The organism is Chthonobacter rhizosphaerae, assembly GCF_013839525.1.
Classification (GTDB): Bacteria; Pseudomonadota; Alphaproteobacteria; order Rhizobiales; family Pleomorphomonadaceae; genus Chthonobacter; species Chthonobacter rhizosphaerae.
Map to the genome: position 1 here is coordinate 161,168 of NZ_JACDIS010000001.1, position 19,411 is coordinate 180,578.

At 71.6% G+C, this 19,411-nt stretch carries 20 protein-coding genes; 10 read left to right on the forward strand and 10 right to left on the reverse strand.

What is annotated here, in order from left to right; genetic code table 11:
* The first annotated feature begins 38 nt into the window (after positions 1-38).
* A complete protein-coding gene (locus HND91_RS00725; RefSeq protein ID WP_210272525.1) occupies positions 39-764 on the forward strand; it encodes a YdcF family protein in 726 nt (241 codons plus the stop codon).
* 59 nt (positions 765-823) lie between these two features.
* The gene (locus HND91_RS00730) at positions 824-1,615 is read left to right on the forward strand and encodes a lysophospholipid acyltransferase family protein (RefSeq protein WP_181704602.1); all 792 of its coding nucleotides are present in this window, start codon (positions 824-826) and stop codon (positions 1,613-1,615) included.
* 7 nt (positions 1,616-1,622) lie between these two features.
* On the opposite strand, the gene HND91_RS00735 is transcribed toward HND91_RS00730, so the two are convergent.
* The gene (locus tag HND91_RS00735) at positions 1,623-2,141 is read right to left on the reverse strand and encodes a gamma-glutamylcyclotransferase (RefSeq protein WP_181704603.1); all 519 of its coding nucleotides are present in this window, start codon (positions 2,139-2,141) and stop codon (positions 1,623-1,625) included.
* 137 nt (positions 2,142-2,278) lie between these two features.
* On the opposite strand from HND91_RS00735, the gene HND91_RS00740 reads away from it, so the two are divergent.
* A complete protein-coding gene (locus HND91_RS00740) occupies positions 2,279-3,274 on the forward strand; it encodes a DUF2125 domain-containing protein (protein ID WP_181704604.1) in 996 nt (331 codons plus the stop codon).
* A gap of 48 nt (positions 3,275-3,322) precedes the next feature.
* Here HND91_RS00740 and HND91_RS00745 read toward each other — a convergent pair whose 3' ends face one another.
* From HND91_RS00745 to HND91_RS00755, 3 genes are read right to left on the reverse strand one after another with little or no spacing between them, the layout of a single operon-like run.
* Positions 3,323-4,249, reverse strand: a complete 927-nt coding sequence (locus tag HND91_RS00745) for a prephenate/arogenate dehydrogenase family protein (protein WP_181704605.1) — start codon at positions 4,247-4,249, stop codon at positions 3,323-3,325.
* Positions 4,246-5,352 carry a histidinol-phosphate transaminase gene (gene hisC, locus HND91_RS00750; protein ID WP_181704606.1) on the reverse strand — a complete coding sequence of 369 codons (1,107 nt, stop codon included), beginning with the start codon at positions 5,350-5,352 and terminating at the stop codon, positions 4,246-4,248. The genes HND91_RS00745 and hisC overlap by 4 nt, the downstream gene beginning before the upstream one ends.
* A gap of 53 nt (positions 5,353-5,405) precedes the next feature.
* Complete coding sequence (locus HND91_RS00755) at positions 5,406-6,278, reverse strand: chorismate mutase (protein WP_181704607.1); 873 nt, start codon at positions 6,276-6,278, stop codon at positions 5,406-5,408.
* Positions 6,279-6,580: 302 nt separating this feature from the next.
* Between HND91_RS00755 and metX the strand changes: the two genes are divergently transcribed.
* Together metX and metW are read left to right on the forward strand one after the other, a co-directional pair.
* Positions 6,581-7,795 (forward strand): homoserine O-acetyltransferase MetX, encoded by a 1,215-nt coding sequence (gene metX, locus HND91_RS00760; protein ID WP_181704608.1) that lies wholly within the window; start codon positions 6,581-6,583, stop codon positions 7,793-7,795.
* A 4-nt stretch (positions 7,796-7,799) separates the two neighbouring features.
* Positions 7,800-8,429, forward strand: coding sequence for a methionine biosynthesis protein MetW (gene metW, locus HND91_RS00765; RefSeq protein WP_181704609.1), 630 nt, complete (start codon positions 7,800-7,802; stop codon positions 8,427-8,429).
* Positions 8,430-8,453: 24 nt separating this feature from the next.
* On the opposite strand, the gene HND91_RS00770 is transcribed toward metW, so the two are convergent.
* Entirely contained in the window at positions 8,454-9,221 is a 768-nt protein-coding gene (locus HND91_RS00770) for a class I SAM-dependent methyltransferase (protein ID WP_181704610.1), read from the reverse strand.
* Positions 9,222-9,423: 202 nt separating this feature from the next.
* Here HND91_RS00770 and gloB point away from each other — a divergent pair, with 202 nt between their 5' ends.
* Entirely contained in the window at positions 9,424-10,191 is a 768-nt protein-coding gene (gene gloB, locus HND91_RS00775; RefSeq protein WP_181704611.1) for a hydroxyacylglutathione hydrolase, read from the forward strand.
* The gene (locus HND91_RS00780) at positions 10,188-10,634 is read left to right on the forward strand and encodes a cupin domain-containing protein (protein WP_181704612.1); all 447 of its coding nucleotides are present in this window, start codon (positions 10,188-10,190) and stop codon (positions 10,632-10,634) included. The genes gloB and HND91_RS00780 overlap by 4 nt, the downstream gene beginning before the upstream one ends.
* Here HND91_RS00780 and yddG read toward each other — a convergent pair whose 3' ends face one another.
* Positions 10,635-11,531, reverse strand: a complete 897-nt coding sequence (gene yddG, locus HND91_RS00785; protein WP_181704613.1) for an aromatic amino acid exporter YddG — start codon at positions 11,529-11,531, stop codon at positions 10,635-10,637. It lies immediately after the preceding gene.
* 158 nt (positions 11,532-11,689) lie between these two features.
* On the opposite strand from yddG, the gene HND91_RS00790 reads away from it, so the two are divergent.
* Positions 11,690-13,846 (forward strand): bifunctional diguanylate cyclase/phosphodiesterase, encoded by a 2,157-nt coding sequence (locus HND91_RS00790; protein WP_181704614.1) that lies wholly within the window; start codon positions 11,690-11,692, stop codon positions 13,844-13,846.
* A gap of 92 nt (positions 13,847-13,938) precedes the next feature.
* Here HND91_RS00790 and HND91_RS00795 read toward each other — a convergent pair whose 3' ends face one another.
* The 4 genes from HND91_RS00795 to HND91_RS00810 form a co-directional block, all read right to left on the reverse strand.
* Entirely contained in the window at positions 13,939-14,496 is a 558-nt protein-coding gene (locus HND91_RS00795) for an HNH endonuclease (RefSeq protein ID WP_181704615.1), read from the reverse strand.
* Between the two features lie 149 nt (positions 14,497-14,645).
* A complete protein-coding gene (locus HND91_RS00800; protein ID WP_181704616.1) occupies positions 14,646-15,494 on the reverse strand; it encodes an SDR family NAD(P)-dependent oxidoreductase in 849 nt (282 codons plus the stop codon).
* A gap of 57 nt (positions 15,495-15,551) precedes the next feature.
* Complete coding sequence (locus HND91_RS00805; RefSeq protein WP_181704617.1) at positions 15,552-16,574, reverse strand: patatin-like phospholipase family protein; 1,023 nt, start codon at positions 16,572-16,574, stop codon at positions 15,552-15,554.
* A gap of 31 nt (positions 16,575-16,605) precedes the next feature.
* Complete coding sequence (locus HND91_RS00810; protein WP_181704618.1) at positions 16,606-17,388, reverse strand: 3-hydroxybutyrate dehydrogenase; 783 nt, start codon at positions 17,386-17,388, stop codon at positions 16,606-16,608.
* Positions 17,389-17,575: 187 nt separating this feature from the next.
* Here HND91_RS00810 and HND91_RS00815 point away from each other — a divergent pair, with 187 nt between their 5' ends.
* Both HND91_RS00815 and ispG read left to right on the forward strand, forming a co-directional pair.
* Positions 17,576-18,133 (forward strand): transcriptional repressor, encoded by a 558-nt coding sequence (locus tag HND91_RS00815; RefSeq protein ID WP_181704619.1) that lies wholly within the window; start codon positions 17,576-17,578, stop codon positions 18,131-18,133.
* Complete coding sequence (gene ispG / locus HND91_RS00820) at positions 18,134-19,405, forward strand: flavodoxin-dependent (E)-4-hydroxy-3-methylbut-2-enyl-diphosphate synthase (protein ID WP_181704620.1); 1,272 nt, start codon at positions 18,134-18,136, stop codon at positions 19,403-19,405.
* Positions 19,406-19,411: the final 6 nt, after the last annotated feature.

Consider the following 19,411-nt stretch of genomic DNA (forward strand, 5'->3'; position numbering starts at 1 on the left):
CAATCCCATAGAATGATCCCGCCATGAAGCCGAGCCCCATGTCCGCCTTGGCCGACCCGCGCGAGGACCGACCGGCCGACGCCGCCCGCCCGGCGCCGGATCGCCAGGGCGCGCCCGGCGACACGGGCCTGCCGCCCTGGGTGCGGCACGCGGCCGTGACGCTCGTCTGCCTCGGCCTGTTCGGCACCGGCATGGCGGCGGGCGGCTTCCTCAGCTTCGCCCAGACCGTCTCCCGCCTCGCCGCGACCGCCCCGATCGACGCGGACGGCATCGTGGTGCTGACCGGCGGCGCCGAGCGCATCGCCGGCGCCATCGACCTCCTCGCCGGCGGCCACGCCCGGCGCCTGCTCATCTCCGGCGTCCATCCGGAGACGAGCGCCCGGCAGATCGGCAAGGTGCTCGACGCCGGCCCGAGCCTGTTCGACTGCTGCGTGGATCTCGACCGCCGGGCCGCCAACACCATCGGCAACGCCGAGGAGGCGGCCAAGTGGGCCCGGCGCCACGGGTTCCAGTCGCTGATCGTGGTGACGAGCGCCTACCACATGCCGCGCTCGCTCGCCGAACTCTCCTCCACCATGCCGGAAGTGGACCTGAAGCCCTATCCGGTGGCGCGCGACCGGCTGGGCCTGGAGCACTGGTACGGCAGCCGGGAGACCTTGACGCTTCTCCTGGAGGAATACCTGAAGTATATGGCCACCCGGGCGCGCCTGGCGTTCGCGACGGCCGACGGCATGCCGGCCCGCCTCGCGGCACTCGGACGCTGACCGGCGCGAGCGGTCGTCCCGTCGCGCCGCCGCCTCATCTGCAACGCCGCGGACGCTCGATGGTCATCCGGTCCCTCGTCTTCTACACCCTCTTCTACCTCGGCACCTTTACGGCACTCGTCCTCGGCACGCCCTTCGTGCTGCCGTTCGGCCAGAAGGCCGTGATGGCGGTCGCGCGCGCCTGGGGCGCCAGCGTCATGGCGGTCCATCGGGCCGTGCTCGGCGTGCGCCACGAGGTCATCGGCCTTCAGAACATCCCGGACGGCCCCTGCATCATCGCGGCGAAGCACCAGTCCGCCTGGGAGACCATGGCGCTCCTGCCGTTCGTGCCGAACTTCGCCTTCATCCTGAAGCGGGAGCTGATCTGGATCCCGCTGTTCGGCTGGTGGGCGGCCGTCGCCGGCATGATCCCGGTGGACCGGGGCCGCGGCGCGCAGGCCCTCGCCGGCATGACGGAGGCGGCGAAGACGGCCATGGCGAACGGCCGCCAGATCATCATCTTCCCGGAAGGCACCCGACGGGAGGCCGGGGCCGAGCCGCGCTACAAGTTCGGCGTCGCCCACCTCTACCGGGATCTCGGCGTGCCGATCGTGCCCGTCGCGCTCAACTCCGGCGTCGTCTGGGCGCGCCGCGCGCCCTGGCAGCGGCCGGGCACCATCACGATGGAATTCCTGCCGCCGATCCCGCCCGGCCTCGACCCGCGCGAGGCGTTCGAGCGCCTGCAGGCGACCATCGAGACCGAATCCGACCGCCTGCTCGTGAAGGCCGCCGACGAGGGCATGCGCCTGCCGCCCGCCGCCGCCGCCCGGGTGGAGGCGCTGCGCGCCGCCGGCGCCGTGCCGGCCGCCTGATCGGTCGTCACGCCAGCTCCGCTACCAGCCGCTCCACCCGGTTGTCGCGGATGCCGAGGTCCAGGAGGTGCGCGGCCGTGGAGCGCACGTAGTCCGGGTTGGGGCCCGACCGCCCGACGCCCGCGCGGACCAGGCGGAGCTGCTCGTCATGGTCGAGCCGGCCCGCATATTGCGGGTGCCGGCGGTCCACCACGTAGGTCACCGCCTCCACAATCGCGCCGCCGGCGAGACGCACCGGCCGGGTCGCCTCGATGTAGACGGAGGTCACCTGCTCGCGGGCGCGCAGATAGGCGAGCGTCGCCTCCCGGTCCTCCGGCTCCACCCGGAACGCCAGGCCCCGGCAGGCCCCGCCCCGGTCGAGCCCGAACACCAGGCCCGGTCGTTCGGGCGTGCCGCGGTGGACGTAGGAGTAGACGCAGAGGGACCGATGCGCGCCCTTCAGGAGCGCCGGCTCGACCCGGCTGTGGGGAAATCCCGGGTTCCACATCAGGGACCCGTAGCCGAACACCCACATCCCGTCGTCCATCGCCCGAGCGCCCCACCGGTTCGTGAGCGCGGTAGCAGACCCGGCCCCGGTGCCGCAAGGGCGCCGATGCGCCTTGACGCCGCCACACGGATGGGATCGACAGGGAGCCCTCGCCTTTTCAGACTTCCGGATCGAGCATGCGCCGCAACGTCGTCAGCCTCCTTCTCCTCGTCGCCCTCGTCGTCGCAGGATGGACCTATGCCTGGACGAAGGTGCGCGACCAGGTGGTGGCCGGGCTCGACCGGTCGATCGCCGACCTCGCCGCCGACGGCGTGACGGTGACCTGTCCGGAGCGGGCCGTGGGCGGGTGGCCGTTCCGGATCTCGGTGGACTGCGCCGACCCGAGCGTGCGCCTGCCGGACGGCAGCATCATCCGAGCCGAGCGGCTGGAGGCGAACGGCGCGGTGGTGGATCCCGACCTGACGGTGGTCCGGATCGCCGCGCCGGTGACGCTGACCGCCCCGGACGGGTCCCACGTGGACGCCACCTTCGCCGAGATGCGCGCCAGCGTGCGCATGGCCGAAGGCCGGCTCGGCCGCGTGTCCGTGGAGGCGCGGGACCTCGCGGTCAACGGCACCGTCTTGGAGCGCACCATCGGGCGGCTCACGGCTCGCCATGGCGAGGCGCACCTGTCGCCCCAGGCGAACGCCCCGGAGAGCCTGGAATTCGCCGTCGTGCTCACCGCCGCCAACCTGACCGCGGGCGCCGCGGACCTGCTGCCGGCGGAGGCGGACGCCGGCGCCTCCATGGTGGTCCGCCAGGCGGGACTGATCGACGGCTCGCCGGAAAGCTTCCGGGCCTGGACGGCGGCGGGCGGGGAGATCGGCATCACCCAGATCGCCCTCGACGTGGGCGAGACGCGCCTGGAGGCGAGCGGCACGGCGCGGGCCGACGACGGCGGCAGCCTTGCCGGCAACCTCGACGTGGTCGGCACCGGCCTCGCCTGGCTGACCAGGCAGGTCTCCGCCGGCAAGCCCCTCGCGGCCCAGCTCGGCGCGCTCGGCACCGCCTTCATGATCTTCGGAAAGCCCGTGGAGGGCGCCGAGGGCGCCCGCCGGATCAGCGTGGAGATGCGCGACGGCGCGGTCACGGCCAACGGCTTCGCGCTCGGCTCCGCCCCGCGCCTGTTCTGACCGCCGGTCCGGAAATCGGGTCCGGCGAGCCGCGCGGCCCGCCGGCGCTCAGCCGGTCTTGTCCGTCCGCCGGCCGAAGTCCGGCGCCGGCGTCTCCTGGCCGAGGCCGATGATGCCCCGGCGGATCGCCCGTGTGCGGGAGAAGAGCTCGTAGAGCCGGTCCGCCTCGCCCCAGCGGATCTGGCGTTGGAGAGCGATCAGGTCCTCCGTGAATCGGCCCAGCACCTCGATCACCGCCTCCTTGTTGTGGAGGAAGACGTCGCGCCACATGGTCGGGTCGGACGCCGCGATGCGGGTGAAGTCGCGGAAGCCGCCGGCGGAGAACTTCATCACCTCCGACTGGGTCACGGTCTCCAGGTCCGCCGCCGTGCCGACGATGTTGTAGGCGATGAGGTGCGGCACGTGGCTCGTGATGGCGAGCACCAGGTCGTGGTGGTCCGCCGTCATGGTCTCCACGTTGGAGCCGAGCGCCCGCCAGAACCGGCTCAGCGCCTCCACGGCCGCCGGGTCGCTGTCCTCCAGCGGCGTCAGGATGCACCAGCGGTTCTCGAACAGCTCCGCGAAGCCGGCGTCCGGGCCGGAAAATTCCGTGCCGGCCACCGGATGGGCCGGCACCAGGTGGACATGCGCCGGCAGGTGCGGCTGCATCTGCCGGATCACCGAGCCCTTGACCGAGCCCACGTCGGACACGATGGCGCCCGGCTTCAGGTCGCGGCTGATCAGCTTGGCGACCTCCTCCGACGCGCCCACGGGGACGCACGAGATGACCAGATCGGCCCCGACGACCGCCGCGTCGGCGCCCGCGTGCAGGCTGTCGCCGAGGCCGAGGGCCTCCGCCCGCTCCAGGTGGTCCGGCGAGCGGTCCGCGATGGCGATGTGGCCGGCGAGCCCCCGGGCCCTGACGGCGCGGGCGATGGACGAGCCGATGAGGCCGATGCCGATGATGGCGATCCGGCCGAACAGAGGATCCGTCATGCCGCCCCCAGGAAATCGCGGAGCGCCGCCACGGTGGCGCGGTTGGCCTCCTCGTCGCCGATCGACATGCGAAGCGCGTTCGGCAGCCCGTAGGCCGCGACCCGGCGCAGCACCACGCCGCGCGAGACCAGGAAGTCGTCCGCCTCGGCGGCGGTGCGGCCCGCCGTCTCGGGGAAGTGAATGAGGACGAAGTTGCCGACCGACGGGGTGACCTTGAGGCCGAGCTTGCCGACCTCCTCGCTCACGAAGGCGAGCCAGGTCTCGTTGTGCCGCACGGCCGCGTCCACGAAGGCCTTGTCCCGCACGGCCGCCGCCCCGGCGGCGATCGCCGGCGAGGACATGTTGAACGGCCCGCGGATGCGGTTGATCACGTCCACCACGTGCTCCGGCCCGTAGAGCCAGCCGATGCGCAGCGCCGCGAGGCCGTGCACCTTGGAGAAGGTGCGCGTCATCACGACGTTGTCGAACGAGGAGACGAGCTCGATCCCGCTCTCGTAGTCGTTCCGCCGCACATATTCCGCATAGGCCGCGTCGAGCACCAGGAGCGTGGACTTCGGCAAGGCCGCGTGCAGGCGCCGCACCTCCTGGATCGGCAGGTAGGTGCCGGTCGGATTGTTCGGGTTGGCGAGGAACACGACCCTGGTCCGCTCGGTGACGTGGGCGAGAAGCGCGTCCACGTCGGTGGTCAGGTCGGTCTCCGGGGCGATCACCGGCGTCGCGCCGGCGGCCAGGATGGCGATCTTGTAGACGAGGAAGCCGTGCTCCGTGTAGAGCCCCTCGTCCCCCGGCCCCAGGTAGGCCGACGCCAGGAGATGCAGGAGTTCGTCCGAGCCGTTGCCGCAGAGGATGCGGTCCGGATTGAGGCCGTGGGCCTCGGCGATCGCCTGCCGCAGCGCCGTCGCCGAACCGTCCGGATAGCGCTCCAGGCTGCCCGCCTCCTGGCCGAACGCCTCGATGGCCTTCGGCGAGGGACCGAGCGGCGTCTCGTTCGACGACAGCTTGTGGAGCTTCACGCCCGGCGCCGCCTTGGAGCGGCCCGGCACGTAGGCGTCGATCTGCATCAGGCTGGCGCGCGGGACGGGGCGAACAATCGTGTCGGACATGGGTCGGGCTCGGCGAAGGGGGACGAAGACGAAAAAGGAGCGGGAAAGGGCCGTCAGGGGGCCGGATAGGCGATCGGCGCCGCATAGCCGCCGATTGGCCGGAGCTCCGCCAGGATGACGCCGCACCGGTCGCGGGCCGCCTCCACGAGGCCCGCCGCGACCGCCGACGGCTCCCGGCCGTCCGCCGGAACGGCGATGACGAGCTCGGCGCCGACCGCGCCCGTGTGGTTACCCCACGGGGCGTGCCAGGCCAGCACTTCGGCCCTCAGGTCGGCGAGCGACGCGTGGGAGGCCGCGTCCGCCGGGCCGCGGCCCGCGAAAACGTGCACCTCCGGCGACACCGGATCCTTCAGCGGCATGGAGACCACCACCGCCGGCGTCGCCACCGGGCGCGGCACGACCCCGATGAAGGGCAGCCGGCCGATCACCCGCGGGCGGGCGTCCTCGGCGGACAGATCCAGCCACCAGGGCTCGGCCGCCTCGCCGAGCCGGACGACGGCGAGGTCCGAGGTGGACCGCGCGACCGCCGCCACCGCGTCCACCGGCTGGTCCACCGTCTCGAACGGCACGGTGAAGCCGAAGTAGAAGCGGGCGACGTCCCGCGTCTCGGCCGCGTCGCCGGTCGCCACATGGACCGTGTAGGGCGCCTGCAGCCAGGTGAAGGTGGAGATGATCTCCCGCCACACGTGTTCCACCGTCACGAGCGGCAGGTGGCCGCGGTGGCGATCGACCAGCGCGTGCATCATGGCGGCCTCCCGGGCCGGCCGGAAGGCGGCGCCGGTCTCGGCGATGCGCTTCACGCTGATCAGCTGGTCGATGATCTCGCTGCGGCGGATCAGGAGGCCGTGCATCTCCGCGTCGATCGCGTCGATGCGCGCCCTCAGGTCGGCAAGGTCGCGCGGCGGGGCAGGATCGTCGAGGGCCATGGCGGGTCTGTTTCAAGCAGGGTCGGAAAGGGTCGGCCGGCAAGGGCCGGCCCGGCGCGGCGGCGCTATTCATAGGCGTCGAACACCGCGAAGGCAAAGGAAAAGCCGGGCGGCCCGCCCCGCTGCGGCGACCTCGCGCGGCGACCCCGGCCGGCGGCCGCGCCGCCCCGCCCGCACCGGCGCGCGGTCGGCGCGGGCGGGGATGCCGGCAGGTAGGCGGACCCCCGAGCCCGCGCGCTTGACAGCGCCCCGTCCGGATCCCTAGCTAGCGGCCTTCGAACGGGTTTCTCCGAAAGTCCCCCATGACAGCCATCGACGCCCTCGATCCGGACGCGCAGAACGCCCTGAAGCGTTCCGAAGCGGACCACCCCTCCAGCCCGGTGCTGTCCTGTCCGGCCGACGCGCCGCTGGCGCTCCAGTCCGGCGCCGCGATCGGCCCCTGGCAGATCGCCTACCAGACCTACGGCACGCTCAACGCAGGCAAGTCGAACGCCATCCTGATCTGCCACGCCCTCACCGGCGACCAGCACGTGGCCAACGACCACCCGGTGACCGGCAAGCCCGGCTGGTGGACGCTGATGGTGGGCCCGGGCCGGCCGATCGACACCGACCGCTTCTTCGTCATCTGCGCCAACGTGCTCGGCGGCTGCATGGGCACCACCGGCCCGGCCTCCACCAACCCGGCCACCGGCCGCGCCTACGGGCTGGACCTGCCGGTCGTGACCATCGCCGACATGGTGAACGCCCAGGCCCGCCTGGTCGATCACTTCGGCATCGAAACGCTGTTCGCCGTGGTCGGCGGGTCCATGGGCGGCATGCAGGTGCTGGAATGGGCCGCCTCCTACCCGGAGCGCGTGTTCTCGGCGGTCGCCATCGCGGCGAGCTACCGGCACTCGTCCCAGAACATCGCCTTCCACGAGGTCGGCCGCCAGGCCGTGATGGCCGATCCGGACTGGGCGGGCGGGCGCTACCTGGACCAGGGTCGCAACCCGAAGAAGGGGCTCGCGGTCGCCCGCATGGCGGCCCACATCACCTACATGTCGGACCGGTCGCTGCACGCCAAGTTCGGCCGCAACCTGCAGGACCGGGAGCACCTGACGTTCGGCTTCGACGCCGACTTCCAGATCGAGAGCTACCTGCGCCACCAGGGCATGACCTTCGTGGACCGGTTCGACGCCAACTCCTATCTCTACGTGACGCGCGCGATGGACTACTTCGACCTGACCGCCCGGTCGGACGGTTCGCTGTCGCGCGTCTTCAAGGGAACCCGGACGCGCTTCTGCCTGATCTCCTTCACGTCCGACTGGCTGTTCCCGACCGCCGAATCGCGGGCCGTCGTCCATGCGCTCAACGGCGCCGGCGCGTCGGTCTCCTTCGTGGAGATCGACAGCGACCGCGGCCACGACAGCTTCCTCCTGGACATCCCGGAACAGTACCGGATCGTGCGCGGCTTCCTCACCGGCGCCGCCCGGGCGCGCGGCATCGACGGGCCGGCGCCGCCGCCGGCGGGAGAGTGAGCCGATGGCCGACCTGAGCCTGCCCAATCCCGACGTGCGCGTCGATTTCGATCTGATCGCCGACCTGGTGGACCCGAAAAGCCGCGTGCTCGACGTCGGCTGCGGCGACGGCGACCTCCTGGCGCTCCTGGAGACCGTGCGCCAGGTGGACGGCCGCGGCATCGAGCTGTCCCAGGCGGGCGTCAACAAGGGCGTCGCCCGCGGCCTCGCCGTCATCCAGGGCGACGCCGACCGGGACCTCGACCAGTATCCGGACCGGGCCTTCGACTACGTGATCCTGAGCCAGACCATCCAGGCCACGCGGAACCCGAAGGTCGTTCTGGAGAACCTCCTGCGGATCGGCCGCAAGGTGATCGTGTCCTTTCCGAATTTCGGTCATTTCGACGTGCGCCTTCGCCTCCTGCTCGGCGGGCGCATGCCGGTATCGAAGCGCCTGCCCTACACCTGGTACGACACGCCCAACATCCACTTCTGCACCATCCGGGACTTCGTCGCCCTGTGCGACGAGATCGGCGCCACGGTGGAGAGGGCGATCGCCCTCGACGGCAACGGCAACAAGCTGCCGTTCAACGCCCCCTGGTGGGTGTGGAACCTGATCGGCGCCCAGGGCGTCTTCCTGCTCTCCAAGCCCTGACGGGCCGGACGCGGCGGGCGGTCGTCAGCCCTCGGGCGGGGCCGGCACGGCAGGCGAGATGCCCGCGCCGGCGGGCGTCGGGATGAGCGCCGGCCGGAACGCCGGCGCGCGCACCGCCCGGCGGGTCACCGGCAGGCCCTGGTAGAGCTGCTTGGTCGCCTCCACGACGATCACCCCGGCGAAGGCCGGCCAGAGACGGCGGCCGATCTGCTCCCAGGTGTTGGCCGAGCGGCGGAAGCGGCGTCGGTTCAGCGGCATCATGTGCAGCGCCTCGCCCCAGCCGATCGGCGAGAACAGGCTTTCCCTCAAGAGCTGGGTCAGCTGCCCGCGCGAGAACGGCCGGCCGTAGCCGAACGGCGAGGTGTCGACCCGCGCCCAGAGGCCGCGCCGGTTCGGCACCACGGCGATCAGCCGGCCGCCGGGGGCGAGCACGCGCCAGAGTTCGCGCAGGAGTTCGCGCGGGTCCCCCGCCATCTCCAGGGCATGCACGAGCAGCACCCGGTCCACCGCCGCGTCCGGCAGGGGCAGCATGTCCTCGATGACGAGCGCCGAGGTGGACGGCCCGTCCGCCGGCCAGTTCACCACCCCTTGGGTGGCCGGCATGAAGGCGAGCACCCGCTCCGCCTGCGGCCGGAACGCGCCGAGATAGGGCGTCGCGTAGCCGAGCCCCAGAATGCGCTCGCCGGTCACGGTCGGCCAGCGCTCGGCGATCCTCTGGATGAGGATCTCCCGCACCGTGAACCCGAGGTCCTGGGTGTAGAAGTCGCGGAGATCGACCACGTCGAGATACATTGACCACCTGTCCCCGGCGCCGGACGGAGGCGGGCTTGCCGCCTTCCGCTCCCGCGCCATGTTCCCACGCGCCCGCGCGGCGTGCCAGCCTCGCCCGGCCGGCCGCGCCGCCGGGGCGGCTGCCGAACCGCCGCGACCTCGTCTATGGTGGCCGGGAAGACGTGAAGGCCGCGTTGCCGCCGACCACCCGCAAGGATTTCGCATGCCCCCGGACGTCGATCTGATCCCGTGCCTCGCCGACAACTACGCCGTGCTTCTCCACGATCCGGCGAGCGGCGCCACCCTGCTGGTGGACGCCCCCGAGGAGGCGCCGATCGCGGCGGCCCTCGACCGGCGCGGCTGGACCCTGACCCACATCCTGATCACCCATCATCATGGCGATCACGTGGGCGGCCTCAAAGCCCTGAAGGCGCGGTCCGGAGCCACCGTGATCGGCCCCGCCGCCGAGGCGTCGCGGATCGACGGCCTCGACCGCACGGTGGCCGACGGCGACCGGTTCGATGCCGGTCCCTGGCCGGTCCAGGTGATCGCGACGCCCGGCCATACCCTCGGCCATGTGGCCTACCACCTGCCGACCGCCGGGGTCGCGTTCACCGGCGACACCCTGTTCTCGCTCGGCTGCGGCCGCGTGTTCGAGGGCACGCTGGAGGCCATGTGGGGATCGCTCGACCGCCTGCGCGCCCTGCCGCAGGAGACGGTCGTCTACTGCGGCCACGAGTATACCGCCTCCAACGCCCGCTTCGCCCTGTCGGTGGACCCGGCCAACGAGGCGCTGAGGGCCCGCGCGGCCGAGGTGGAGGCGCTTCGCGCCGCAGGCCGCCCCACCCTGCCGACCACGATCGCGGCGGAGCTGGCCGCCAACCCGTTCCTCCGGGCGGACGACCCGGCGCTCGCCGCCGTCGTCGGCCTTCCCCCGGGCGATCCGGCCGCCGTGTTCGCCGCCCTCCGCCGCCGCAAGGACGCCGCATGACCGCCACCGCCAAGGACATCGTCCGCGCCCTCGGCATGCAGCCCCATACGGAAGGCGGCTGGTACGTGGAAACCTTCCGCGATCCCGCCACGGACGCGGACGGCCGGTCCCGCTCCACCGCCATCTACTTCCTTCTCGGCGCCGGCGACGTGTCCGCCTGGCACCGGGTCGACGCCGTGGAGGTCTGGCACTGGCACGCGGGCGCGCCGCTCGCCCTCACCATCTCGCCGAACGGCCACGACGCCTCGTCGATCCGGCTCGGCCCGGACGTGCTGACGGGCCAGCGCCCGCAGGCGGTGGTGCCGGCGCACCATTGGCAGACGGCGGAGAGCCTCGGCGCCTGGACGCTCGTCGGCTGCACGGTCGCGCCCGGCTTCCGCTTCGAAGGCTTCGAGCTCGCTCCGCCCGACTGGCGGCCGACGCCGCGGCCGGCCCGCGGCTGATCAGGCCGCGGACGGCTCGGGCTTGCGGCCGGCGAAGAGATCCTTGGCGGCGAGAAGCGCCCCGCCGGTGACGAGCAGGCACGCAAGGCCGGTGACCCGGTCGAGCGTGCCGTAGCCGGCCGCCACCAGCGTCAGCGTGGAGAGCACCGGCGCCGCATAGGCGGCCGCCCCGAGCACCTGGATGTCGCCCCGCTTCACCCCATGGTCCCACACGAAGAAGGCCGCCCCCACCGGCAGCGCCGCCAGGAGGCCCACCATGGTCCACTGCAGCGGACCGGCCGGCAGCACGGTCTCCTCGAACAGCGCGTGGGCCACGAAGGAGAGCGCCGCCGTCGCGAGGCAGAAGCCCGCGACCGCCTCCGTCGGCACCGACGCCATCCGGCGCGACACCACCGAGTAGATCGACCAGGTGAGCGCCGAGGCGACGGCCGCCCCGTAGCCGAGCGCGTGGGCGGAGGAGAGCGACAGGCCGCCGCCGCGTCCGATCAGGAGGGCGGCGCCGACGAAGCCGAGCCCGACGCCCGCGACATGGTGCGCCCGCAACCGCTCGCCCGGCAGGAGACCGGAGAAGAGCACGATCAGGAGCGGCCAGAGGTAGTTGATGAGGTTGGCCTCCACCGGCGGCGCGTGGCGCAGCGCCGTGAAGTAGAGCGCGTGGAAGCCGAACAGCCCGCCGGTGCCCACCAGCCACACGCCCGGCGGCTGACGCAGCGACGCGAGCGTGCGCCCGGACGCCACGAGCCAAAGCGTCGCCGCGAGCCCGGACAGGCCGAAGCAGAGCCCGTTCAGGAGGAACGGCGGCACGTCGCCGGAGGCGGCCGTGAAGACGCCGAGCAGCGACCACATGACGACGGCGGTGAGGCCGATGGCGGTGGCTCGGCGGCGGGTCGGGATCATGGCGGGCGGTTGCGTCCGGATGGAGGATCGGGTTTCTTCCCCTTAGGGTCCGCGCGCGGCGGCCGCAACCCCCGCCGGGTCGGACGTCGCCTGTCCGCACGCGCCGGTTCGTTTCCGTTAAGTCGCACCTGCTAGAACGGCCGTCGCGGAGGCAGGGGATGGGGCAGGCGAAGTCGCAGGATCGTCGTAAGGCCGAGTTCGTCCTCGGCGTGGCGCTGCCGGCCCTGCTCACGCTGGCGGCGACGGCGGTCGTGGTCTTCCTGGGTCTCGGCCGCATGGCCGACGAGGTGAACGCGATCGACCGCGGGCACGCCGTCCGGGACGCCCGCACGGCCCTCGAAATGGTGCTGTCGCGGATCACCGCCGGCCATGCGGACTATGCCATCTGGGACGACACCGTCCGCAATCTCTACGGCATTCCCGACCCGACTTTCGTGCGCGAGAACCTGCAGGACTCCACCGCGGTGGGCAAGGTCTTCGACACCGCCTTCCTGATCGACGAGGCGGGCCGGACCGTCAGCGCCTTCCACGGCGGGGAGAGGCTCCCCGGCCCGGCGGAAACCTATCTCGGCCCCGGTCTGAAACGCGTGACCGACGGCGCGTCGCCTGGCGGCCGATCCGCCGCCACGGTCGCCTTCCTGCCGTCCCCCTGGGGCCCGATGGCTGTGGCGGCGGGGCAGGTGGTGCCCTATTCGGATCTGGTCGAAATTCCCGCCGGCCAGAGCCGCATCCTGGTGCTGGGGCTCACCCTGACGGCGGAGCGGGTGGGCGAGTACGGCCGCATCCTCAGCCTCGCCGATCTCTCCCTGTCCGACGGCCAGCCCGCCCGCGGCCCGTTCATCCCGATCACGGACGTGGACGACCGGCCGATCGCCAGTCTCGCCTGGACGGACCGCAGCCCCGGCGACGAGGCCTATGCCAACGCCGTGCCGCCGGCGCTCGGCGTGCTGGCGCTCCTCGGCGGCGTCATGGCGGTGCTCGTCTGGACCTCGTGGCGCAACCTCAAATCCGTCTACCGGGGCGAGGAGGACGCCCTGCACGCCTCGCTCCACGATCCGTTGACCGGCCTCGCCAACCGGGCCGCCTTCCAGCGCCACCTGGACGAGGCGCTCGCGGCGACCGACGCGGAGGCGGTGAGCGTCATCTTCGTCGACCTCGACGGCTTCAAGGAGACCAACGACACCTACGGCCACGAGACCGGCGACACGCTCCTGCGCGTGGTCGCGGCGGCCTTCCGCGCCACCCTCGGCGGCGGCGGCTTCCTCGCCCGGATCGGCGGCGACGAGTTCGCCGTGGTGACCACCGGGTTCGAGGCGGGCCGGCGGGCCTCCCTTTCGGCGGAGCGCATGATCGCGACCCTGGAGCACCCGCTCGACATCGGCGGCCGGGCGGTGGCGGTCGGCGCCTCCATCGGCATCGCGGTCGCTGACGAGGAGACCATGTCGGCGGTCGAACTGGTCCGGCGCGCGGACGTGGCCATGTACGCCGCCAAGGAGCGCGGCAAGCAGCAGGCGGTGATCTATCGCCCCGAACTCGACGACCAGCGCGCCGAACGGGCCGCCGTCGCGTCGGCCCTCCTGGCGAGCCTCCGGCAGGACGACCTCGCCGTCGCCTACCAGCCGCTCGTGGACGCGGCCACGGGCCGGCTGGTCGGCGTGGAGGCGCTGGTGCGCTGGACCCGCCCCGGTTTCGGCGCCGTGCCGCCGTCGGACTTCATCCCGATCGCCGAGGAGATGGGCATCATCGAGGAGCTCGGCGCCTGGGTGCTCCGGCGGGCCTGCCGCGACGCGCGCCAGTGGCCGTCGCTGCGCGTGTCGGTGAACGTGTCGCCGGCCCAGTTCCGCAACCCGAACTTCGAGGTGCTGGTGGAGCGCGTCCTGGCGGAGACCGGCCTGTCCGGCACCCGCCTGGAGATCGAGATCACCGAGACCTTCCTGATCGCCCACCCGGACCGGGCGCAGGAGATGCTGGCCGCGGTGCGCCGGCTCGGCGTCAGCGTGGCGCTCGACGACTTCGGCACCGGGTTCTCGTCCATCGGCTATCTGCGGCGCTTCGCCTTCGACAAGGTCAAGATCGACCGCAGCCTGGTGAACGGAATGACGGCCGACAAGGCGACCCAGAAGCTGGTGCTCGCCTCCATCGCGCTCGCGAACGCCCTCGGCATCCGGGTGGCGGCGGAGGGCATCGAGACCGCGGCCGAGGCCGCGCTTCTGGCCGAGGCCGGCTGCCACGAGCTCCAGGGCTACTACTTCGGCCGGCCCATGGCGGCCGAGCGCATTCCGGCGGACCCCGCGCTGGTGGACCGGGCGTCCTGACGGGCGCATCGCCGCAGGCGGTCGTCGGATCGGCGCTCGTGTCGGCGAAGACGCTCGTGTCGGCGAGGGGGGTCCGCGCCGGGGCCCGGCGATCAGGGGTCGAGCTCGGTGTCCCAGTAGAGGAAGTCGAGCCAGCTGTCGTGGAGGAAGTTCGGCGGGAAGAGCCGGCCGTTGTTGTGCAGGTCCTGCACGGACGGGGCGAACGGGTGCATGTGCAGCACCATGCCGGCCTCGCCGACCGTCTTGTTCGCCTTTTTCAGATTGCAGGGGGAGCAGGCGGTGACGACGTTCTCCCAGGTGGTCTGGCCGCCCTTGGATCGCGGCACCAGGTGGTCGAACGTCAGGTCTTCCCGGGAGCCGCAATATTGGCAGCTGAAACGATCGCGCAGGAAGACGTTGAAGCGTGTGAAGGCAGGGTGTCGGGACGGCTTGACGAAAGTCTTGAGGGAGACGACGGAGGGTAATCGGAACTCGAAGCTCGGACTTCGGACAACGAGATCGTATTCGGATACGATGTTGACCCGATCCAGGAAGACAGCCTTGATGGCGTCCTGCCACGACCAGAGCGACAGGGGATAGTAACTCAGCGGACGGTAGTCCGCATTGAGAACCAGCGCCGGATGCGCGTCCGGCGAGACGGCAATCGTCACCTCACGCTCTCCTCGACCGAATCCGGGGTGAACCTTAGAGACGTGGTCGGGATAATGTATAGCGTCTGTGTCAGGCCTGTGAAGCGTGTGATTCGCCGAAAGATGTCTTTGTCACAGGCAAGTGGCCCGCGCTCCGGCGTTCCTCGCGGTCATTGCTCAGCGTCCGAGGCCTTCTCCAGGAACCGGTTCCAGACCCGCGTCGGCAGCACCCGCTTGACGATCGCGAGCGTCTTCGTCGGCGTGGTCACCCGGTAGACCGGCCGCGGCGACCGGCTCTCGCACGCCTCGATCAGGCACGCGACCACCGACTCGGGCGGCAGCTTGAAGCGCGACGCTCCGCCCCGCTCCATCCGGGCCAGCCGGCGCTTGTAGACCTCCCTGTGCGGCGAGGTCTCGATCGCGATGGTCTCATGGAACCGGCGCATGGAGGCGGCCACGAAATTGGTCGCGATCGGGCCGGGCTGGATCGACACCACGTCGACGCCCGTGCCGGAAAGCTCCAGCCGCATCGTGTCGCTGAGGCCCTCCAGGGCGTGCTTGGAGGCGATGTAGGCGCCCCGGTATTTCATCGCCATGAAGCCGAGGATGGACGAACACTGGACGATCCGCCCGAACCGGCGCGCCCGCATGGCCGGCAGCACCCGGCAGGTGAGGTCGTGCCAGCCGAACACGTTCGCCTCGAACTGCGCCCGGAGCACGTCCGGCGTCAGGTCCTCCACGGCGCCGGGCTGGCCGTAGGCGCCGTTGTTGAAGAGGGCGTCGATCCGCCCGCCGGTCTCGTCCAGCACCCGGTCCGCCGTCGCGGCGATCGTGTCAGGCTTCGTGTAGTCCAGGGTCAGCGCCGTCACGCCGGAAAGGGCGCCCACCCGCTCGGCGTCCGCGTCCGTCCGCACGGTCGCGTAGACCCGCCAGCCCCGCGCCGCCATGTCGCGCGCGGACGCGTAGCCGATCCCCGACGAGGCCCCCGTGATCAGGATCACCCGCTTGTCGTCCGCCATGGTCGCTGGTCTCGTCTCGTCAGGATGGGAGGGCATGATCGCCTGAAGGCCTGGATGTCACGCGAAGGCGCCGCGCAGGTCCAGCGTCCCGCGCACCCCGATGTCGTCGAAGTGGTCGTCGAGGAACCGGTGCGCCGCGTCCCGGCCGATCGCCTTCAGATCCTCGAAGAAGGCGAACGACGTGTCCAGGCGCGTGGACCCCGAATAGGCGGCGAGGTCTTCGGCCCCGTCGATCCGGTGCACCCGGTTGGTCTGGTAGAGCGTCGGGTCCAGGCGCCCTTCCGCGTTCATGCGGTTCACGAAGTCGATGGCGCGCAGTTCGCGCAGCAGCGAGCCGTTGAACGTGATCTCGTTCACCCGCTCCAGGATGTCCTTGGCGGTGCGCGGCACCTCCGGCCGGACGATGGGGTTGATCTGGACGAGCAGGATGTCGCCGGTGCGGGTCTCGCCGAAGAAGGGGAAGAGCGGGGGGTTGCCCATGTAGCCGCCGTCCCAGTAGTGCTCGCCGTCGATCTCCACCGCATGGAACAGCATGGGCAGGCAGGCGGACGCCATCACGGCGTCCGGCGACAGGTCCCGGTTGGTGAAGACCTTGATCTTGCCGCTGGTCACGGTGGTGGCCGAGATGAAGATCTTCAGGTCGCGGCAGCCTTTCAGCGCCTCGAAGTCCACCTGTTCGGCGATCAGGTCCTTCAGCGGGTTCACGTTGAGCGGATTGAAGTCGTAGGGGCTCGCCATCTGGGCGAACAGGTCCAGGAAGGGCAGCTTCGGCGTCTTGAACGGCATGTGCCAGGCGCCGAACCAGGTCTCCAGAAGCGTGGTCCGCGGCCCCGCCACCCGGCCCTCCAGGCTGATCCCGCGCCAGAACCGGTCGAGCGCGAGGCGCGCCCCCTCGGTGCCGCCCGTCGCATATCCGGCCGCCAGCACCACCGCGTTCATGGCGCCGGCGCTCGCCCCGGAGATCGCCTCGAAGCCGATGCGCTCGTCCTCCAGGAGCGCGTCGAGCACGCCCCAGGTGAAGGCCCCGTGGGCGCCGCCGCCCTGGAGGGCGAGGTTGACGATCTTGCGGCCGGGGCTCATGCGGCCAGCCGCCGGACGGTCTGGAGCACGCTCATTGGGCGGTCCAGCCGCCGTCGATCGGCAGCGTCGCCCCGGTGATGGAGCGGGCCGCGTCGGTGGCCAGATAGACCGCGAGCGCCGCCACCTCGTCCACGGTCACGAACTCCTTGGTGGGCTGGGCGGCGAGGAGAACGTCGCGCCTCACCTGCTCTTCCGTCAGGCCGCGGGCCTTCATGGTGTCGGGGATCTGCTTCTCCACGAGCGGCGTCCACACGTAGGCGGGCGCGATCGCGTTGACCGTGATGCCATGGGTGGCGAGTTCCAGCGCCACGGTCTTGGTGAGGCCCGCGATGCCGTGCTTGGCCGCCACATAGGCCGACTTGTAGGGCGACGCCACCAGCGCGTGGGCGGACGCCGTGTTGATGATCCGGCCGGAGCCCTGCCGCTTCATGATCGGCACCGCCGCCCGGATGGTGTGGAAGGCCGACGTGAGATTGATCGCGATGATCTGGTCCCACTTCTCGGCCGGGAAGTCCTCCACGGGGGCCACGTGCTGGACGCCCGCGTTGTTGACCAGGATGTCGAGCCGGCCGAACGTCCGGTCGGCGAGCGCGATCAGGTCGGCGATCTCCGCCGGCTTCGTCATGTCGGCGGCCGAATGGAGCACCCGCACGCCCGTCTCGGCCTCCAGTCCGGCCCGCACGCGCTCGATCTCGGCGGGATCGCCGAGACCGTTGAGCACCACGTCCGCGCCCTGGCGGGCGAAGGCCGTGGCGATCGACAGGCCGATTCCGGACGTGGATCCGGTGACCACCGCCGCTTTTCCCTTGAACATGACGGTCCTCCGATCGAACCTTTGCCGCAGTCGCACAAGACTATGGCGCGGCGCACCCTGAACGCCAGCCCCACCGGTTCCCGATCTGGTGATCGCCGCCCGCGACGGCGGCCGGACCGAACCGCCCTTCCGCCCCGGGGGCGAGGTGGCTATATGAGGGGCGAGGACAACCCGCGAGGCTCTCGCCGTGCACGGCCACGACGACCAAGACGACGGTCACGACCACGGTCACGACCACCAGATCTGCCGGCACGACGCCCTCAGCCGCGCCGAGAAGCGCTGCGAGACGCGCGGACTGCGGCTGACGGCCCAGCGCCGGCAGGTGCTGGACGTGCTCCTCGCCCGCCATGTGCCCATGTCCGCCTACGAGATCATCGACCGCATCGCCGACCGGACCCGGCGGCCGAGCCCGATCTCGGTCTACCGGGCGCTCGACTTCCTGGTCGCCAACGGCTTCGTGCACCGTATCGAAAGCCGCAACGCCTTCCTGGCCTGCAGCCACGACCACGGCGAGGAGCCCGGCAACCCGGCCCTCGTCTTCCTTCTGTGCGAGGCCTGCGGCGTAGCCGCGGAGGCGGAGGACGCCGGCCTCGGCGCCCTCCTCGACCGCATGGCGGACGCGGCCGGCTTCCGGCCGGCCTCCGCCGTCCTGGAAGTGCGCGGCGTCTGCGGCGCCTGCCGGGCCGTCGGCGCGACAGCGCGGACCGGCGCGGCCGAACCCGCCCTCACCTTCGGAGACGACTGAATGACCGATTTCACCGCGCCCCAGCCGCGCCGGGCGTCCGTGCCCGTGCGAGTCGGCTCCGTCCTCGTCGGCGGATCGGCGCCCATCGTCGTCCAGTCGATGACCAACACCGACACCGCCGACGTGGACGGCACGGTCGCCCAGGTGGCCGCCCTCGCCCGGGCGGGCTCCGAATTGGTGCGCATCACGGTCGACCGCGACGAGAGCGCCGCCGCCGTCCCTAAGATCCGGGAACGGCTGGAGCGCCTCGGCCTCGACGTGCCGCTCATCGGCGACTTCCACTACATCGGCCACAAGCTCCTCGCCGACCACCCGGCCTGCGCGGAGGCGCTCGCCAAGTATCGGATCAACCCGGGCAACGTCGGCTTCAAGGACAAGAAGGACAAGCAGTTCGGCGACATCATTGAAACCGCCGCCCGCTGGAACAAGCCGGTGCGCATCGGCGTCAACTGGGGCTCGCTCGACCAGGACCTCCTCACCCACCTGATGGACGAGAACCAGGCGAACGGCTTCCCCCTCTCGGCCCAGGACGTGATGCGCGAGGCGATCGTCCAGTCCGCCATCCTGTCCGCCGAGCGGGCCGAGGAGATCGGCCTGCCGCGCGAGAAGATTATCCTGTCGGCAAAGGTCAGCCAGGTGCAGGACCTGATCGCCGTCTACGTGGAGCTCGCCAAACGCTCCAACCACGCCCTCCACCTCGGCCTCACCGAGGCCGGCATGGGCACCAAGGGCATCGTGGCGTCGTCCGCCGCCATGAGCATCCTCCTCCAGCAGGGCATCGGCGACACCATCCGGGTCTCGCTGACGCCGGAGCCGAACGGCGACCGCACCCGGGAGGTGCAGGTCGCCCAGGAACTCCTGCAGGTGATGGGCTTCCGCGCCTTCGTGCCGGTGGTCGCCGCCTGTCCGGGCTGCGGGCGCACCACGTCCACGGTGTTCCAGGAGCTCGCCAAGACCATCCAGGACCAGATCCGCGAGTCCATGCCGGTCTGGCGCGAAACCTATCCGGGCGTCGAAGGCCTCAAGGTGGCCGTCATGGGCTGCGTGGTGAACGGGCCGGGCGAATCCAAGCACGCCGACATCGGCATCTCGCTGCCGGGCACCGGCGAGGCTCCGGCCGCGCCCGTCTTCATCGACGGCCGGAAGGCCGTCACGTTGCGCGGTCCGCGCATCGCCGAGGACTTCCAGGAGCTGGTGCTCGACTATATCGAGAAGCGCTACGGGCGGGGCGCGCCCGTCGCCCCGGCGCCGGAGAGCGAGACCGCCGCCTGACCGGCG